This is a genomic window from Conexibacter sp. CPCC 206217, assembly GCF_030646165.1.
Taxonomy (GTDB): Bacteria; Actinomycetota; Thermoleophilia; order Solirubrobacterales; family Solirubrobacteraceae; genus Conexibacter.
Genome location: NZ_JAUTDO010000001.1, coordinates 660,879 through 674,672, shown reverse-complemented (window position 1 = coordinate 674,672; position 13,794 = coordinate 660,879). Strand labels below are relative to the sequence as shown.

13 protein-coding genes are annotated in these 13,794 nt (G+C 69.1%); 11 read left to right on the top strand and 2 right to left on the bottom strand.

Going from position 1 to position 13,794, the window contains the following annotated elements; translation table 11 throughout:
• Positions 1 to 3: 3 nt before the first annotated feature.
• The 8 genes from Q7L65_RS03225 to Q7L65_RS03190 all read left to right on the top strand — a co-directional run bounded on the left by Q7L65_RS03225 (position 4) and on the right by Q7L65_RS03190 (position 9,022).
• Positions 4 to 1,539, top strand: a complete 1,536-nt coding sequence (locus tag Q7L65_RS03225) for an MlaD family protein (protein WP_304718791.1) — start codon at positions 4 to 6, stop codon at positions 1,537 to 1,539.
• A 73-nt stretch (positions 1,540 to 1,612) separates the two neighbouring features.
• On the top strand, positions 1,613 to 4,393 hold the full coding sequence (locus Q7L65_RS03220; protein ID WP_304719133.1) for an RND family transporter: 2,781 nt from the start codon (positions 1,613 to 1,615) through the stop codon (positions 4,391 to 4,393).
• Positions 4,394 to 4,548: 155 nt separating this feature from the next.
• On the top strand, positions 4,549 to 5,154 hold the full coding sequence (locus tag Q7L65_RS03215; protein ID WP_304718790.1) for a TlpA disulfide reductase family protein: 606 nt from the start codon (positions 4,549 to 4,551) through the stop codon (positions 5,152 to 5,154).
• Positions 5,151 to 5,801 (top strand): phenylalanine--tRNA ligase beta subunit-related protein, encoded by a 651-nt coding sequence (locus Q7L65_RS03210; protein WP_304718789.1) that lies wholly within the window; start codon positions 5,151 to 5,153, stop codon positions 5,799 to 5,801. Before Q7L65_RS03215 ends, Q7L65_RS03210 begins: the two co-directional genes overlap by 4 nt.
• The gene (locus Q7L65_RS03205) at positions 5,801 to 6,367 is read left to right on the top strand and encodes a hypothetical protein (protein WP_304718788.1); all 567 of its coding nucleotides are present in this window, start codon (positions 5,801 to 5,803) and stop codon (positions 6,365 to 6,367) included. The genes Q7L65_RS03210 and Q7L65_RS03205 overlap by 1 nt, the downstream gene beginning before the upstream one ends.
• A 962-nt stretch (positions 6,368 to 7,329) precedes the next feature.
• A complete protein-coding gene (locus Q7L65_RS03200; RefSeq protein ID WP_304718787.1) occupies positions 7,330 to 7,764 on the top strand; it encodes a hypothetical protein in 435 nt (144 codons plus the stop codon).
• Positions 7,765 to 8,032: 268 nt separating this feature from the next.
• The gene (locus tag Q7L65_RS03195; protein WP_304718786.1) at positions 8,033 to 8,353 is read left to right on the top strand and encodes a hypothetical protein; all 321 of its coding nucleotides are present in this window, start codon (positions 8,033 to 8,035) and stop codon (positions 8,351 to 8,353) included.
• A 213-nt stretch (positions 8,354 to 8,566) separates the two neighbouring features.
• Positions 8,567 to 9,022, top strand: coding sequence for a VOC family protein (locus Q7L65_RS03190; protein WP_304718785.1), 456 nt, complete (start codon positions 8,567 to 8,569; stop codon positions 9,020 to 9,022).
• A 93-nt stretch (positions 9,023 to 9,115) separates the two neighbouring features.
• Here the strand turns inward: Q7L65_RS03190 and Q7L65_RS03185 are convergent, their stop codons facing one another.
• Both Q7L65_RS03185 and Q7L65_RS03180 read right to left on the bottom strand, forming a co-directional pair.
• Positions 9,116 to 9,325 (bottom strand): hypothetical protein, encoded by a 210-nt coding sequence (locus Q7L65_RS03185; RefSeq protein WP_304718784.1) that lies wholly within the window; start codon positions 9,323 to 9,325, stop codon positions 9,116 to 9,118.
• A 631-nt stretch (positions 9,326 to 9,956) separates the two neighbouring features.
• Positions 9,957 to 11,225: an aminotransferase class I/II-fold pyridoxal phosphate-dependent enzyme gene (locus Q7L65_RS03180; RefSeq protein ID WP_304718783.1), complete on the bottom strand. Its 1,269-nt coding sequence runs from the start codon at positions 11,223 to 11,225 to the stop codon at positions 9,957 to 9,959.
• Positions 11,226 to 11,238: 13 nt separating this feature from the next.
• Between Q7L65_RS03180 and Q7L65_RS03175 the strand changes: the two genes are divergently transcribed.
• The 3 genes from Q7L65_RS03175 to Q7L65_RS03165 are packed head-to-tail and all read left to right on the top strand — an operon-like array spanning position 11,239 to position 13,731.
• Positions 11,239 to 12,408, top strand: coding sequence for a peptidogalycan biosysnthesis protein (locus Q7L65_RS03175; RefSeq protein WP_304718782.1), 1,170 nt, complete (start codon positions 11,239 to 11,241; stop codon positions 12,406 to 12,408).
• A gap of 33 nt (positions 12,409 to 12,441) precedes the next feature.
• Positions 12,442 to 12,762 (top strand): hypothetical protein, encoded by a 321-nt coding sequence (locus Q7L65_RS03170; protein ID WP_304718781.1) that lies wholly within the window; start codon positions 12,442 to 12,444, stop codon positions 12,760 to 12,762.
• A gap of 51 nt (positions 12,763 to 12,813) precedes the next feature.
• Positions 12,814 to 13,731 carry a DNA-3-methyladenine glycosylase gene (locus tag Q7L65_RS03165; RefSeq protein WP_304718780.1) on the top strand — a complete coding sequence of 306 codons (918 nt, stop codon included), beginning with the start codon at positions 12,814 to 12,816 and terminating at the stop codon, positions 13,729 to 13,731.
• Positions 13,732 to 13,794 lie beyond the last annotated feature (63 nt).

Sequence of the window (13,794 nt, the reverse complement as noted above, 5' to 3'; positions counted from 1 at the left end):
GAGATGCAGAAGCAAGCTCCGACACTCGGTCGCATCCTCGTCATGGCGGGCTTCGCACTGTCGTGCTTTGGTCTGCTGCTCTACCTCTGGATCTCGTTCGGCGGATCTGTCCCGCTGAAGCCGAAGGGCTACCAGTTCCACGCGTACTTCCCCGAAGCTGCGCAGCTCGCGCAGCAGGCTGACGTGCGGATCTCCGGCGTGCCCGTCGGTAAGGTCGCCAAGCTTGAGCTGGGTCCGAACGACACGACCGACGCCACGCTTCAGATCGACGAGCGCTACGCACCGATACCGAGAGACGCGCGGGCGATCCTGCGGCAGAAGACGCTCTTGGGCGAGACCTACGTTGAGCTGACACCGGGCAACAAGTCCGACGGACTCCTGGCCGAGGGCGGCGTGCTGCCGGCTGCGAACGTGCAGAGAACGGTCGAGCTGGACGAGATCTTCCGCTCGTTCGACGAGCCGACGCGGCGCGCGTTCCAGGTCTGGATGCAGTCGACCGCGGAGGGGCTCAGAGGCCGCGGGCAGGACTTCAACGACGCGCTCGGCAACCTCGCGCCGTTCGCGGAGGGGACCAACAACCTGCTGGAGGTGCTCGACAGACAGAGACCCGAGGTGCAGGCATTGATCAAGAACACCGGCGTCGTGTTCGACGCGCTGGCTGGCCGCAACGGCGAGCTGCGCGACCTGATCAGCAACTCCAACCAGGTCTTTGGGACGATCGCCGATCGCAACGAGGCACTGCAGGCGACGTTCCGTGCGTTGCCGACGTTCGAGCGCGAGGGGCAGCTGACGGTCGAGCGTCTCAACGAGTTCGCCAGAAACACCGATCCGCTCGTCCTGCAACTGCAGCCCGTCGCGCGGCAGTTGAGCCCGACGCTCGCGTCCTTGTCGAGAGTCGCGCCACCCTTCCGTGACTTCTTCGTCGATCTCGGGCCACTCATCACTGCTTCATACAGAGGCCTGCCGGCATTCTCACGTTTCCTCGACGACCTGCGGCCGGCGCTGGGTCAGCTCGACCCATTCACGCGCACATTGAACCCGGTGCTCGCGTTCGTCGGCGACTACCTGCCGGAGATCGACGCGTTCTTCGGCAACTTCACGGCGGCCGCGAACGGCATCGGCATCAATGGTGCCAACGGCGCGCTTCGCGGGACGACGCCTTTCACACCTGAGATGCTCGCGACATATCCGAAACGCCTCGCATACAACCGCGGCAATCCCTATCGCTCGCCGGGCACTGGCGGGGATCTCGCTCGCGGCCTGGCATCGTTCGAGACGCGCCAATGTGTTGACGGCCTGCGCCCGGTGCCGAATTTCCCTGCCGACACAGCATCGATTATCGGCGGCATCGGACCGGACGCTCCGCAGTTCCTCCAACTGCTCGCATTCCGTGCGACCGCTGACCCGCCTGGCTCCTCGAACCTGACCAGCGGCAGCTACACCGACGTCCCCGCACCCGCCTGCCGCCTGCAAGGCAGATTCCCCGGCTTCTCCGGCGACTACCCGCACGTGGTCGCTGATCCGCCATCGCAGCCGTGAGCCAGCGCGCTGCGGCATCCGTCCGGCTGACGCGCGCCGCTCAGGCGCGCGCTAGCCTCGGCTGACCGTGCGGATGCGAGAGGGTCTCGAGCGCGTCGCCCGGGCCGCTGCGGGCCGCCCGCTCGTTGTGCTGCTCGCGGTGTTTGCGCTCGCCGTCGGGGGCGGCGTGTTGGCGCTGGGGCTGCAGGCGAGCACGAGCACCGACACGCTCGCCGGCCGCTCGTCCGATGCCGGCAAGGCGACGGCCGATTTCCATCGCGACTTCGGCGACGACGCGATCCTCGTGCTCGTGCGAGAGCGCGTTGCAGACTTCGTCCTGACCGACGACCTCGGTCGCGCGGTTCAGCTCGAAGGCTGCCTCGGCGGCAACGTCCCGGCCGGCGCGAGACCGTACGGCGGCGACGACAGTCCGTGCGCGAAGCTCGCCGCCCTCAAGCCCGCGCGCGTCGTGTATGGACCAGGCACCTTCCTGAACGAGGCCGCGCGCGCGTTGCAGGACACCCTCTTCGCAGAGCTGACGCGCGCGAGAGCGGAGGCGGCGACGGCGCGCAGAGCGGCCGAGCAGCGGGTCGCGAGAGCCGGGGGCAGCGCGGCCGAGCAGCAGCGTGCTGGCGACGCGGCGGCTAACAAAGCTTCGCAGCAGGTGCTCGCGGCGGTCGCCAGACTCGCGCTCGACAGCGGCCTGAGAGGGATGCCGCAGATCGACAACAGAGACTTCGTCTCGCAGATCGTCTTCGATCCGGCCCGTGGCGCAGATGTGCCGAAGTCGCGTTTCACCTATCTGTTCCCGAGCAGAGACTCCGCGCTGATCCAGGTGCGGCTGCGCGACGACCTCTCGCAGGCTGACCGGGCGCAGGCGATCAGCCTCGTGCGCGACGCGGTTGCGATGCCGATGTTCAGACTCAGACGCGGCGGGACGTACACCGTCTCGGGCGTCCCGGTCGTCGTCGACGACCTCGCCGACTCCGTCACCGGCGAGCTGACGCTGCTGCTCGGCGCCGCCGTCGCGGCGATGGCGCTCGTGCTGCTGCTCGTCTTCCGCGCGCGCCTGCGTCTGCTGCCGCTCGCGCTTGCCCTCTCAGCCGCCGGCCTCACGTTCGGCCTGATGCGTCTCGCCGGCGCCGAGCTGACGATGGCGTCGATCGCGGTGCTGCCCGTACTGATCGGTCTTGCGGTCGACTACGCGATCCAGTTCCAGTCGCGCGTGGAGGAGCAGCGGGAGGCGGGTGTCCGCGGGGCGGATGCTGTCGGGTTGGCGGCGCGCGCCGGCGCGCCGACGATCGCCACCGCCGGACTTGCGACGGCGACCGGCTTCCTCGTGCTGCTGCTGTCGCCCGTGCCGATGGTGCGCGGCTTCGGCCTGCTGCTCGTCGTCGGCATCGCGATCGCGTTCCTCGTGACGATCACGGCGGGGTCGGCGGCGCTGGCGCTGAGCGCGCGCCGGGATGTTGCGCCAGGCCCCGTCACCCGAAACGGCGGGATCGGCGACCGCTCGTCGCGCCGCGGCAGCCGCATCACGGCGGCCACCACACGCCTGTTCTCCGTTCCCGCTCGGGCATTCGCAGCACTCGGCCGCGCCCTCTCCGCCTCGCTCGCCGGAGCCCGTGACCTGCTCGCCGGCGTCGGCCACACGCTCGCGCGACCCCGCCCGGTCCGCGCCCTCGTCCGCCGTCGCCCGACCTCCGCCGGCCTGATCGCCGTCTCGCTGCGCCGCCCGGGCCGCATCCTCGCGGTCGCGCTGGCGCTTGCGGTCGTCGGCTGGTGCGTGGAGACGCAGACCGATGTCGTCTCCGACGTGACGAAACTCGTGCCGGCCGACATGCCCGCGCTCGCGGATCTGACGACGCTGCAGGACGCGACCAGATCATCGGGCGAGATCGACATCGTCGTGCGGGGCGACGACGTTGCGAGCCCGGCCGTCGTGAGCTGGATGAGCGACTACCAGGGCCGCGTGCTCAGACGCCTCGGCTACGACGCTAGAAGCGGCTGCACGGACGCGAAACTGTGCCCAGCGTTCTCTCTGCCGGATCTGTTCTCCGGGTCGGCTGCCTCCACGCAGAGACAGATCGACGCGCTGCTGGACGCGGTCCCGCCGTACTTCGCCTCTGCGGTGCTGTCGAGCGACCGCCGCGCCGCGACGCTCGCGTTCGGGATCCGACTGATGCCGCTCGACGAGCAGCAGCGTGTCGTCGACGTGCTGCGCGCGGAGCTGAATCCGCCCAAGGGCGTCGAGGCGCAGCTTGCCGGCCTCCCCGTCGTGACCGCGCAGGCCAACGCGGACCTGTCGTCGGCGACGCGCCGGCTGCTGACCGTCGTGCTGGGCCTGCTGGCGGTTGCTGCTGTCCTGTTCGCGATCTTCCGCAGCGCGGGCCGCGCGCTCGTGCCGCTGCTGCCGATCGCGCTCGCGACCGGCTGGTCGGCGCTCGTGCTGTTCCTGACGCGCGTGCCGCTGAACCCGCTGTCGGCGACGCTCGGAGCGCTCGTGATCGCGATCTCGACGGAGTTCAGCGTGCTGCTGTCCGAGCGCTTCCGCCAGGAGCGCGCGGACGGCCGCGACCTCGGTGACGCGCTCGCGCGCACGTACCGCTCGACCGGTCGCGCGGTCGTTGCCTCGGGCGTGACCGCAATCGCTGGCTTCGGCGTGCTCGCCTTCTCCGACATCCGGATGCTGCGCGACTTCGGGATCGTGACCGTGGTCGACCTGGCGGCGTCGCTGATCGGCGTGCTGGTCGTGCTGCCGTCGGTCCTGGTGCTGGCCGAGCGCGGCGTCTTCGCCCGCGTCGCGCAGCGGCTGCCGCTGCCGGGCCGGCGCCGCCGCCGCTCGACGGCGCGGTCTGACGCGCCGTTCGCATGACGCGCGAGCCAGAGCCGGGCGAGCCAGGCGCGGCGTGGCCGCCGGCGCCGCGAACACCCGCGCGTACGTCTGGCACGCCGTCGGATCCTGAGACCGTTCGCTCGCCAGCGGAGCCCGGGGGAGCGCATCCACCATCGGCCCAGCCGCCTGGGCGCGTGCGATATGGCTGGATCGTCGGCATCGTCGGCCTGATCGTCATCGCCTACATCTCGCTCAACACGCTGCGCACGGAGGGACCGGGGTCGACCGGTCCCGTGGTCGGCAAGACGCTCCCGCCCTTCGCCGCCCCGCTGGTGACGAGCGACCTCGAAGGTGACGCCAACGTCGCCACGAGACCCGACCAGGGTGACGCGGGCGCCGTGCCCGCCTGCGACGTGACCGACCCGCGCGCGCTCAACGCCTGCACGCTCGCGAGAGACCGACCGCTCGTGCTCGCCTTCCTGACCTCCGGCGCGGACAAGTGCACCCGCGAGCTGGACGTGATGCAGTCGGTTGCCGCGGACTTCCCGCAGGTCGCGTTCGCCGCGGTCGGGATCAAGGGCAAGCGCGACGACTTCCGCCAACTCGCAAGAACCCACGGCTGGACCTTCCCGCTCGCGCAGGATCGCGACGGCGCCGTCGCCAACCTTTACGGGATCGCGGTCTGCCCGACGGTCGTGCTGGCGGCGAGAGGCGGGAGAGTGACGGAGACGCTGCTGGGGGACGAGGCCTCGACGCCACGTGTGCTGGCGGCCCAGGTGCAGGCGCTGGTGAGACAGTGAGCGAGCCGACCACCCGCCCCGGCTGGGTCTCCGATCGGCTGCGGGACGAGTTCCCGCAACTCGGTCTGACGCTGCTCGACGTCGAGTTGGAGCGCAAGCTCGGCCGCAGCCCGAGAGGCGTCAGAGAGCGGCTGGCGCTGATGGCCAACCGCTTCCGCGGTGCTGATGCGCTGGTGCTGCGCCAGCGGCCCGTGCCGCACGCGTATCGCGTCTTCTTCCGCCACATCGGCCTCGACCCGGATGTGACGCGTGTGCCGGTCGAGGCGGCCGCGGTGGAGCGCCTGGTGAAGGGCGGCTTCGTGTCGCACGGGCTGCTCGACGACGCGCTGACGATCGGGCTGATGGAGACGGGCGTCCCGCTGTGGGCGCTCGACGGGGACCAGGTCGAAGGCCGCCTCGGCCTGCGTCTCTCCGGCGAGCGCGAACAGTTGGGGGAGGGGAACGACGCCACGCCGCTCCCGCCGGGCCGCATCGTGATCGCTGACGAGCGCGGCCCGATCTCGCTGCTGTTCGGCGACGTTGCGGCCGAGCGATCGGTGACGAAGAGGACGCGCCGCGTGCAGCTGTTCGCGGTCGTCGTCGCCGGCGTCTCGGCGCTCGAAGTCGAAGAGGCGATGTGGGCGTGCGCAGAGACGCTGCGGTCATGATGCGCGGCCTCGACCCGCACCTCGTAGGTTGCGCACTCGAAAGCGGCGTGACGCGGGTAGAATGCCCGGCGATGGAGCGCGTAATCGATCAGCCGAACACGCAGGTCACCCCCGATTGGGTGGGCGTCGACGAGTCCGCGGCGCGCCGCACGCTGCGCGCCCAGATCGCCAAGCTGGAGGGCCAACTGGCTGCAGCGGCCGCGCGAACGGCGCCGCACGATCGGATCGTCTGGTCGATCGGCACCCCGAGCGAACGCGGCCCGCACCTGCTCGACCTCGGCGAGTTGGAGCGCACCCGCGACGACCTCGCCGAGCGCCTCCACGAGGTCCGCACTGCGCACCGCGAACGAGCCGCCCGTGAAGTGCTCAAGCGCGACGAGCTGGCCCGTCTCCTGCGCGACCCCGCTGACTACCCCGGCGTGCGCATCTCCCGCCGCGAGATCGGCGAGCCAGGTTGCGGCGGCTGGGAGTCCAAGCCCCGCCTTGGGCTGATCGGCATGCTCGCCGGCTGGTGGCACGTCAAGGTCTCATCCGGCTGTCCGCTAGCCGGCGCAGTACGGCGTTGATTCGGCATTAGACAACAGATAACTGGCATTGCTTGCAAATGCCTAAACTCCGTGTGTAAGATCTTCGGCAATACAGATCGTTGATCGGAGGTCTCGCTTGGGAAGCGAGACCGGCCTTGTAGAAGGTCGACTCCAGCAACGATTGGCCGAGGTCAGGGGGTTTGTTGATCAGTGCGCGTTTGCGAAGAACGGTATGGGTCGTCGTAGTATTGCTCGTTGGTGGGTTATGCTCCTCATGTGGAAGCAAGGATCACGTTGCACGCACGCACGACGACGGCGTGTCAACTGAATCGATTGCCTTGTTCGAGCGTCCGCAGTTGGATCGAGATCGCCTGCCGCCATCGGCCTATGCAAGCGGCTATGGAGACGTGACTGTCGACTTCGATTCCGCACGGCGTGTCCGCGCTGAAACCAAGCGCTACCGCATGTGGGTCACAAACGGTACGAGGCCGGGGAATTCGAACTGGCGTTCGGATTTCGATCCCAACGTGGTCTGTCTGCATTTGTTCGATCGTCGTGCCGCGCCGGTTGCGTTCCGATGCGCGCCCCGTGGTGAGGCAACCGAACTCGGCAGAGTGTTCACGTTGCTCAGCGGTGGAGCAGTCGGCGCACCAGGTCTGCGCCCGCATGAAATCGTTCTTGCGGGCTTGGTGCCGGACGGCGTTCGTGAAGTGCGAATGATCTCACGCCGAGGAGACAGGACGCCAATGAGAACAGAGGACGGTGGATTCGTGCTTCTCACGCGAAGAGATCTCACAGGCATTGAAGCATCGCGACCCGGCGGAGAAGTGGAACTGCTCCCCGTGAGCGGATGTCGGGATTGCTGACTTCGCGCGGCGAAGCGAGAATTGCGTTTGTTGCAGATCTCTTAACCAGCGGTGCCGGCGGTACCGGCGCTTAAATGATAGGGCGCACGACGAGTGCGCCGGACGAAGTATGACGAGACGCCAGGGGGTGTCCGTATGTTGCATCAGGAGAGTTGGGGGTTCCGGCGATATGTGCCGTTGATCGCAGCGGCGATCTCGCTGATCGTAGGCGTTGCCCTTGCGAGCAACGTGCCGATCGTCGGGGCGGAGAGGGCTCACGCCATAACGCAATACTTTGGTGGGATTTCGGTGGGAGCAGGCGGACGGTTCGTGGGTCCGTACAAGTACCTGTTCGGCGTGGGCTACGAGGCGCCTTGGACCGAGACCGTGGGAGACAACGTGTGTGTCGGCGCCAAGACAAATGCCGACGGGTCTGGCGGGAACGCGATTCCCTTCACATGCGTATATGTCGCACCGAATACTGCGAGATGGACGCCCGGGGGGCTGTCGAACTACGGCTATCCGACGTACATCAACCAGGAAGCGCGCGGCATCTACGGCGCGGGCCTCATGAACTGGGGAAGTCCGTGATCGTGGTCTAGGCGTTCGAGAGGAACCTGAATGCCGAGCTCCTCGGCTCCGTTACGCTGGCTCCCATATGGGCCGCCGTAGCCGAAAGCGCATAACCGCACCCGAGACGCCGGTGGTTGCTGAGCAGCCGCCGGCGCCGGTCGTTCCCGGGCGACATGAGGTGACGGCTCGGGCTCGGGGGGAGCGGGTGCGGGCGGCGCGGGCGCCTTCGCGGCGGGAGGAGGCGCCGGCGGCGCCTTGGGGGGCGTTTCCGCTTGTCGAGCTTGCCGTGCTGTCGGCGATCGTGCTCGGGATCGCGGGGTTCTTCGTCGGGGGGCGGCCGGGGAACGTGCTGCTGACCGGGGCCGTGCTGATGGGATCCGTGGCGGGGCTGGAGGTTGCACTGCGCGAGCACATCGGGGGGTACCGGTCGCACACCCTGCTGCTGTCGGCGGTGGGAGCGGTGGCGACGATGGCGGTGCTGTTCTTCCTGAGAGTCGACAGAGCGACGATGGTCCCTATCGCCGTCGGCGTCCTTGCGCTCGGGTTCCTCGGCTGGCGGGCGCTGTTCAAGAAGCGCTCCGGCGGGTTCGGGATCAAGGTCCGCTGAGGGGCAGGAGAGGCCGAACCGCCCCACAACGACATCGACCCGCTCCGAGACGGAACGGGTCGAGACGCGGGTGGTTGGCCCGGAGCGCTTGACAACCACGAGCAACTCTAGGGCGGTCGGGAGCGATGCGCTACCCGATAGATATGGGATCTGGCGGGTTTTGTGGCGGATGAGTGCGGGGGAGCCGCCTCTCGCGCCTATATGCTGCGCTCGATGACTGCCGATCCACCGAGCGAGCCGCGGCGGATGCGGCTGACCGGGCTTCACCACGTCACCGCGATCTGTCGTGACCTCAGCCGTACCACCGCGTTCTACCGTGACGTGCTCGGGCTCGCGCTCGTCGAGGAAGGGGTCAACGACGACGACCCCAACACGCGCCACTTCTGGTTCGGCGACGCCGGCGCCACGCCCGGCACGCTGATCACCTTCATGGAGTACCCGCAGCTGCCCGACGGCGTCACCGGCGCCGGCTCCGTGCACCACGTCGCGTTCACCGTCGACACCGCGGACGAGCAGCTCGCGTGGCGCGACTATCTGCGCGAGCGCGGCGTCGGCTGCACCGACGTCTTCGACCGCGGCGCGTTCCGCTCGATCTACGTCCGCGACCCGGACGGGCACATCGTCGAGATCGCCACGCGCGGGCCCGGCTTCGCGGCCGACCGCATCTGAGCATCCCCGCCCGCACGGCGCGCCCCGTGCCCGCGGAAGTCCTCGGGCACGGGGCGCGTCGCAGCGTTCACTGCACCTGCACCAACACCTGCGTCAGGCGCTGACCAACGCTCCTGCCACCTCGAGGCGGCACGAGCGCTCTATCTTCGCGTGCGCATCCAACTGCGCGGCGAGGGCCAGCCTCTGGCGCTCCGTGAGCGAACCGACGCTCTTGGTCTCCTGGATCCGGAACATCGCGAGGAACTTGCGACAGCGGGTGCTACCCCACCGGCGCTGGCTCATCAGGACGTCCCCGATCGCCATGCTGTCAGCCTCCCACGGGGAAGAGAGGAGAACCTCCGCTGCGGAGACCTCCCCGTCCGCGATACGGCGTTTGAGCTCCGCGCGAGCGAGACGCACGCGGTTTGCTCTCTGGAGGGCACGCATGTGCTGCGGCCCAGGGGTCATCGTCGGCAACCCGTCCATCTGCACTCTTTCTCCCTGCCTCCGATACGAGTAGACCACCGACAGGCGACTGAACTAAGGGGGATCAGAACGCACTGTCGCGTCGCGGAACGAGTCTCGGGCACCTTCCTTGACGTGAGCGCTCTCCCTCGTAAGAGACGCCGTGGCCCCGGTGCGAGTCAGCCCCAACAACGTCCGCAGAAGCTATGCCCTTCGCCCCGCGGCGGTCAATGCCGAACTGTCTGAACGTGCGCTAGGAGCGGCCTTTTTTTGTGCCGCACAAAGCAGTGCAACGAAGGTGCGCCACGCCCATATCAGAGTGTCGCGAACGAGGTCGCAGGACCAAGCGAAAAATGAGAGCTTTGACAGAGAGAGAATCGGAGCAAAGTCTTAGAGTTCCCTCATCCGCAATCGGTCCGTCACCTGCACCTCAAGGAGAGGTTCGGCAGGTGACGAACTCGATTGAGAGGTCAGACGTGAACGGTGCGACTCACGCGGCGAGCGGGCCGGGCAGCGGCCCGTGCTCCGCCTCGAAGCTGCGCTTGACGCTGGCGAACTTCGCGATCGCCTCATCCAGCTGCGAGCGCTCGTGCGTTGCCATCACGCTCGTGCGCAGCAGCGCCCCGCCCGGCGGCACCGCCGGGTGCAACGCGACGTTGACGTACACGCCTTCCTCGTAGAGCGCCTTCCACATCAGCGCCGCCTTCCAGTCGTCGGCGACCAGCACCGGCACGACGGGCGTCGCGACGACCGAGCCGTCCGGCAGCGCCGTCGGCTCGACCGTGTGGAAGCCGAGCGAGCGCAGCCCGGCGTTCAGGTAGGCCGCGTTGTCGAGCACGCGCGCGAACAGCGCTCTGCCCTCGTCCGAGCGGCAGACGCGCACCGCCGCCAGCGCCGAGCCGACCGCCGCCGGCACCGCCGATGCCGTGAACAGGAACGGCCGCGACTGGATCCGCAGGAAGTCGATCACGTCGGTCGGGCCCGCGATCACGCCGCCGCAGGAGGCGAGCGACTTCGAGAACGTCGCCATCCGCAGGTCGACGCGGTCCTCGACCCCGAGCAGCTCCGACGCACCCGCGCCGCGCGCGCCGAGCACGCCGAGGCCGTGCGCCTCGTCGACCATCAGGCGCGCGCCGTAGCGCTCCGCCAGGTCCGCGATCTGCGGCAGCGGCGCGACGTCGCCCTCCATCGAGAAGACGCCGTCGACGACGACCATGATCCCGCCGCCGTCGGACTCCGCCTGCTGCAGCCGCTTCTCCAGCAGGTCGAGCCGGTTGTGGCGGAAGACGCGCATCTTCGCGCGCGAGAGGATCACGCCGTCGAGGATCGAGGCGTGGTCGCCGGAGTCGACGACGACGGTGTCGCCCGGGCCGAGGATCGTCCCGATCGCGCCGAGGTTCGCCTGGTGCCCCGTCGTGTAGACGATCGCGTCCTCGGTGCCGAACCACTCGGCCAGCTCCTGCTCCAGTTCCAGGTGCAGGTCGAGCGTGCCGTTGAGCAGGCGCGAGCCGGTCACGCCGGTGCCGTAGCGGCGGATCGCGTCGTGGGCGCCCTCGATCACGCGCGGGTCGCTCGTCAACCCGAGGTAGTTGTTGGAGCCGAGCATGATGCGCGGCTGCCCCTCCATCTCCACGACGGGGGCCGTCGCCGATTCGAGCCGGCGGAAGTAGGGGACCGCATCGATGTCACGGGCCGCTCTCAGCTGGAGAACGCGCTCGTGGGTGCGGGCCTTGTCGAAGACGTCTGTGGTGGTCGGCATATAGATTGGCCGGATGGCTCTCGAAGTCCGGCCGGTCGCTTCCAAGCGCGACCTCACAACCTTCATCAAGCTGCCATGGCGGCTCTATCGTAACGAGCCGCACTGGGTGCCGCCCTTGATCTCCGAGCGGCGCAGCTTCTTGGACCGGCGCAAGAACCCGTGGTTCGAGCACGGCGAGGCGCAGTACTTCCTCGCCTGGCGCGACGGCAGAGCGGTCGGGCGCATCACCGCTCAGGTCGACCACGTCCTCAACGAGTTCCAGGACAACAGATGGGGCCTCTTCGGCTTCTTCGAATGCGAGGACGATCCGCGCACGGCCGCCGCCCTGCTCGACGCCGCCGAGCAGTGGCTGCGCGGCCGCGGTCGCGACCGCATGGTCGGCCCGGCCGACTTCACGATGAACGACGAGTGCGGGGTGCTCGTCGAGGGCTTCAAGCTCGATCCGATCGTGCTGACGAACTGGACCAAGCCGTACTACCCGAGACTCATCGAGTCGGCGGGCCTCGTCAGAGCGATGGACACGCTGATGTGGCACCTGGAGATCTCGGGCCGCGACAGAGTCCACCCGACGATCTGGAGAGTCGCCGAGCGCGTCGAGTCGAAGTACGGGATCACCGTGCGGCCGATGCGCAAGAAGGACATCAACGCCGAGATCGACCGCTTTCTCGAGGTCTACAACGAGGCGTGGGAGAGAAACTGGGGCTTCTCGCCGCTGACGGAGAACGAGGTCCGCCACTACGCCAAGACGCTGAAGCCGATCCTCGACGAGCACTGGGCGTTCGTCGCCGAGAAGGACGGGGAGACCGTCGGCGCCGCGCTGTCGGTGCCGGACTACAACCAGGTCTTCAAGCGCATGAACGGGCGGATCCTGCCGTTCGGCTGGCTGCAGTTCCTGCTCCACCGCAGAAAGATCGATCGCGTGCGCGTGTTCGCGCTCGGCGTCAAGCGCGAGTGGCAGCACACCGGCGTCGCCGCGCGCTTCTACGAGCTGCACTTCGACTCCGCCGAGGTCACCCCGCAGACCTACGGCGAGATGGGCTGGATCCTCGAGACGAACAAGTCGATGAACCGCGCGATGGAAGGGATGGGCGGCAGAGTCGTGCGCCGCTACCGCCTCTTCGAGAAGCTGTTCGACGCCGACGCGATCCCGTCGATCGCGCCCGCTGACCCAGTGTCGACATAACGCCGCCGCATCGCGTAGCGTGTCCGAAGCGCGATGAGCGAGACCACCGCAGACCATCACCCGCTGCCGCTCGACGAAGAGGAGACGGTCGACGCCGTCCCCGTCATCGACGAGGTGCGCGCGATCGAACGCACCCGCGCCCAGCTGCCGGCGGTCAAGACGGCGGCCGCGGTCGCGGCGACGAGCTTCGTCGCCGGCGCGGCGACGGTCGTGGCGATCTCCCACCATGCGCGCAAGCGCAACGGCGGGCGGCTGCTCGGCGGCGGTCGCCGTCGTGGCAAGGGCGCCGACGCGCTGCCGATCGTCGCGACGCGCTCGGTCCTGCTCGACATCCACCTGCTGGGTCGCGACTAGTGGTGCGTCCGGTGACGTTTGCCGGGTCCGACGAGCCCGACCCGGTGACCGTTGCCTGACACGCCACTGGCAGCACTGCGCGAACTGCGCATCGAGGTGACGCCGCCCTGGGCCTTCCGGCTGCCGCGCGGGAGCGGGATGGACGGCGTTCTGCGCTGCCGCCACGGGGTGCTGCAGCGGCTGCTGCACGACGACGACGGCGAGCCGGTCGTCGTGCGCGTGGCGCAGACGGCGCCGGACCGCGTCCTGTTCGGCGCGCGCTCGCGCAGTGAGCGGACGGCCGCGTGGGGGATCGAGCGGATGCGCTTCGCGCTCGGCGTCGACGACGACCTGCGCGCCTTCCACGAGACCTTTCGCGACGACCCGCTGATCGGCGGCGCGGTGCGCGCGCAGCCGGCGCTGCGGCTGCGGCGCCGCCCGCAGCCGTTCGAGGCGCTCGCGTGGGCGGTGACGGAGCAGCTGATCGAGTACGTGCGCGCCGCCGCGATACAGCGGCGGATCGTCGTGCGGCTCGGCCGCCGCGACGAGGCCAGCGGCCTGCGCGACCTGCCGTCACCCGCACTGCTGGCGGCGCAGGCGCCCGCGCTGCTGTGCTCCTTCGACCTCGCCGACAAGCGCGCGCTCGCGCTGCGCCGCGCCGCGCGCGAGGTCGCCAGCGGCCGCGTCGACCTCCACGCGACCGATCAGGAGCGCGCCTGGAGACGCCTGCGCGCGATCCCGGAGATCGGCAGCTGGACGCTGGAGGTGACCGCGCTGCTGGGCCAGGGCCGGATGGATCAGCTGCCCGCCGGCGACCTCGCGTATCGCAAGCTCGTCGGGCGGCTGTTGACCGGCGACCCGCGCGCTCGCGTCGACGAGCAGGACGTGCGGACCTTCTTCGCGCCATATGGACAGTGGGCCGGGTTGGCGGGGGCGTACGCGTTGCGCGCCGCCGCGCCCGAGCTGAAGGCCGTCGCAGCAGCGGCTTAGCGCCCTCGGACCCCCTCCGATCGGAGGTCCATTCACATCTTGGTCCACCCCCGTTCTACCGCG

Excerpts from the sequence above, each read along its gene's own strand:
- Q7L65_RS03225 (WP_304718791.1), top strand. The coding sequence starts at position 4 with ATGCAGAAGCAAGCTCCGACACTCGGTCGCATCCTCGTCATGGCGGGC.
- Q7L65_RS03220 (WP_304719133.1), top strand. The coding sequence starts at position 1,613 with ATGCGAGAGGGTCTCGAGCGCGTCGCCCGGGCCGCTGCGGGCCGCCCG.
- Q7L65_RS03205 (WP_304718788.1), top strand. The coding sequence starts at position 5,801 with ATGCGCGGCCTCGACCCGCACCTCGTAGGTTGCGCACTCGAAAGCGGC.
- Q7L65_RS03200 (WP_304718787.1), top strand. The coding sequence starts at position 7,330 with ATGTTGCATCAGGAGAGTTGGGGGTTCCGGCGATATGTGCCGTTGATC.
- Q7L65_RS03190 (WP_304718785.1), top strand. The coding sequence starts at position 8,567 with ATGACTGCCGATCCACCGAGCGAGCCGCGGCGGATGCGGCTGACCGGG.
- Q7L65_RS03185 (WP_304718784.1), bottom strand. The coding sequence starts at position 9,325 with ATGGCGATCGGGGACGTCCTGATGAGCCAGCGCCGGTGGGGTAGCACC.
- Q7L65_RS03180 (WP_304718783.1), bottom strand. The coding sequence starts at position 11,225 with ATGCCGACCACCACAGACGTCTTCGACAAGGCCCGCACCCACGAGCGC.
- Q7L65_RS03175 (WP_304718782.1), top strand. The coding sequence starts at position 11,239 with ATGGCTCTCGAAGTCCGGCCGGTCGCTTCCAAGCGCGACCTCACAACC.
- Q7L65_RS03170 (WP_304718781.1), top strand. The coding sequence starts at position 12,442 with ATGAGCGAGACCACCGCAGACCATCACCCGCTGCCGCTCGACGAAGAG.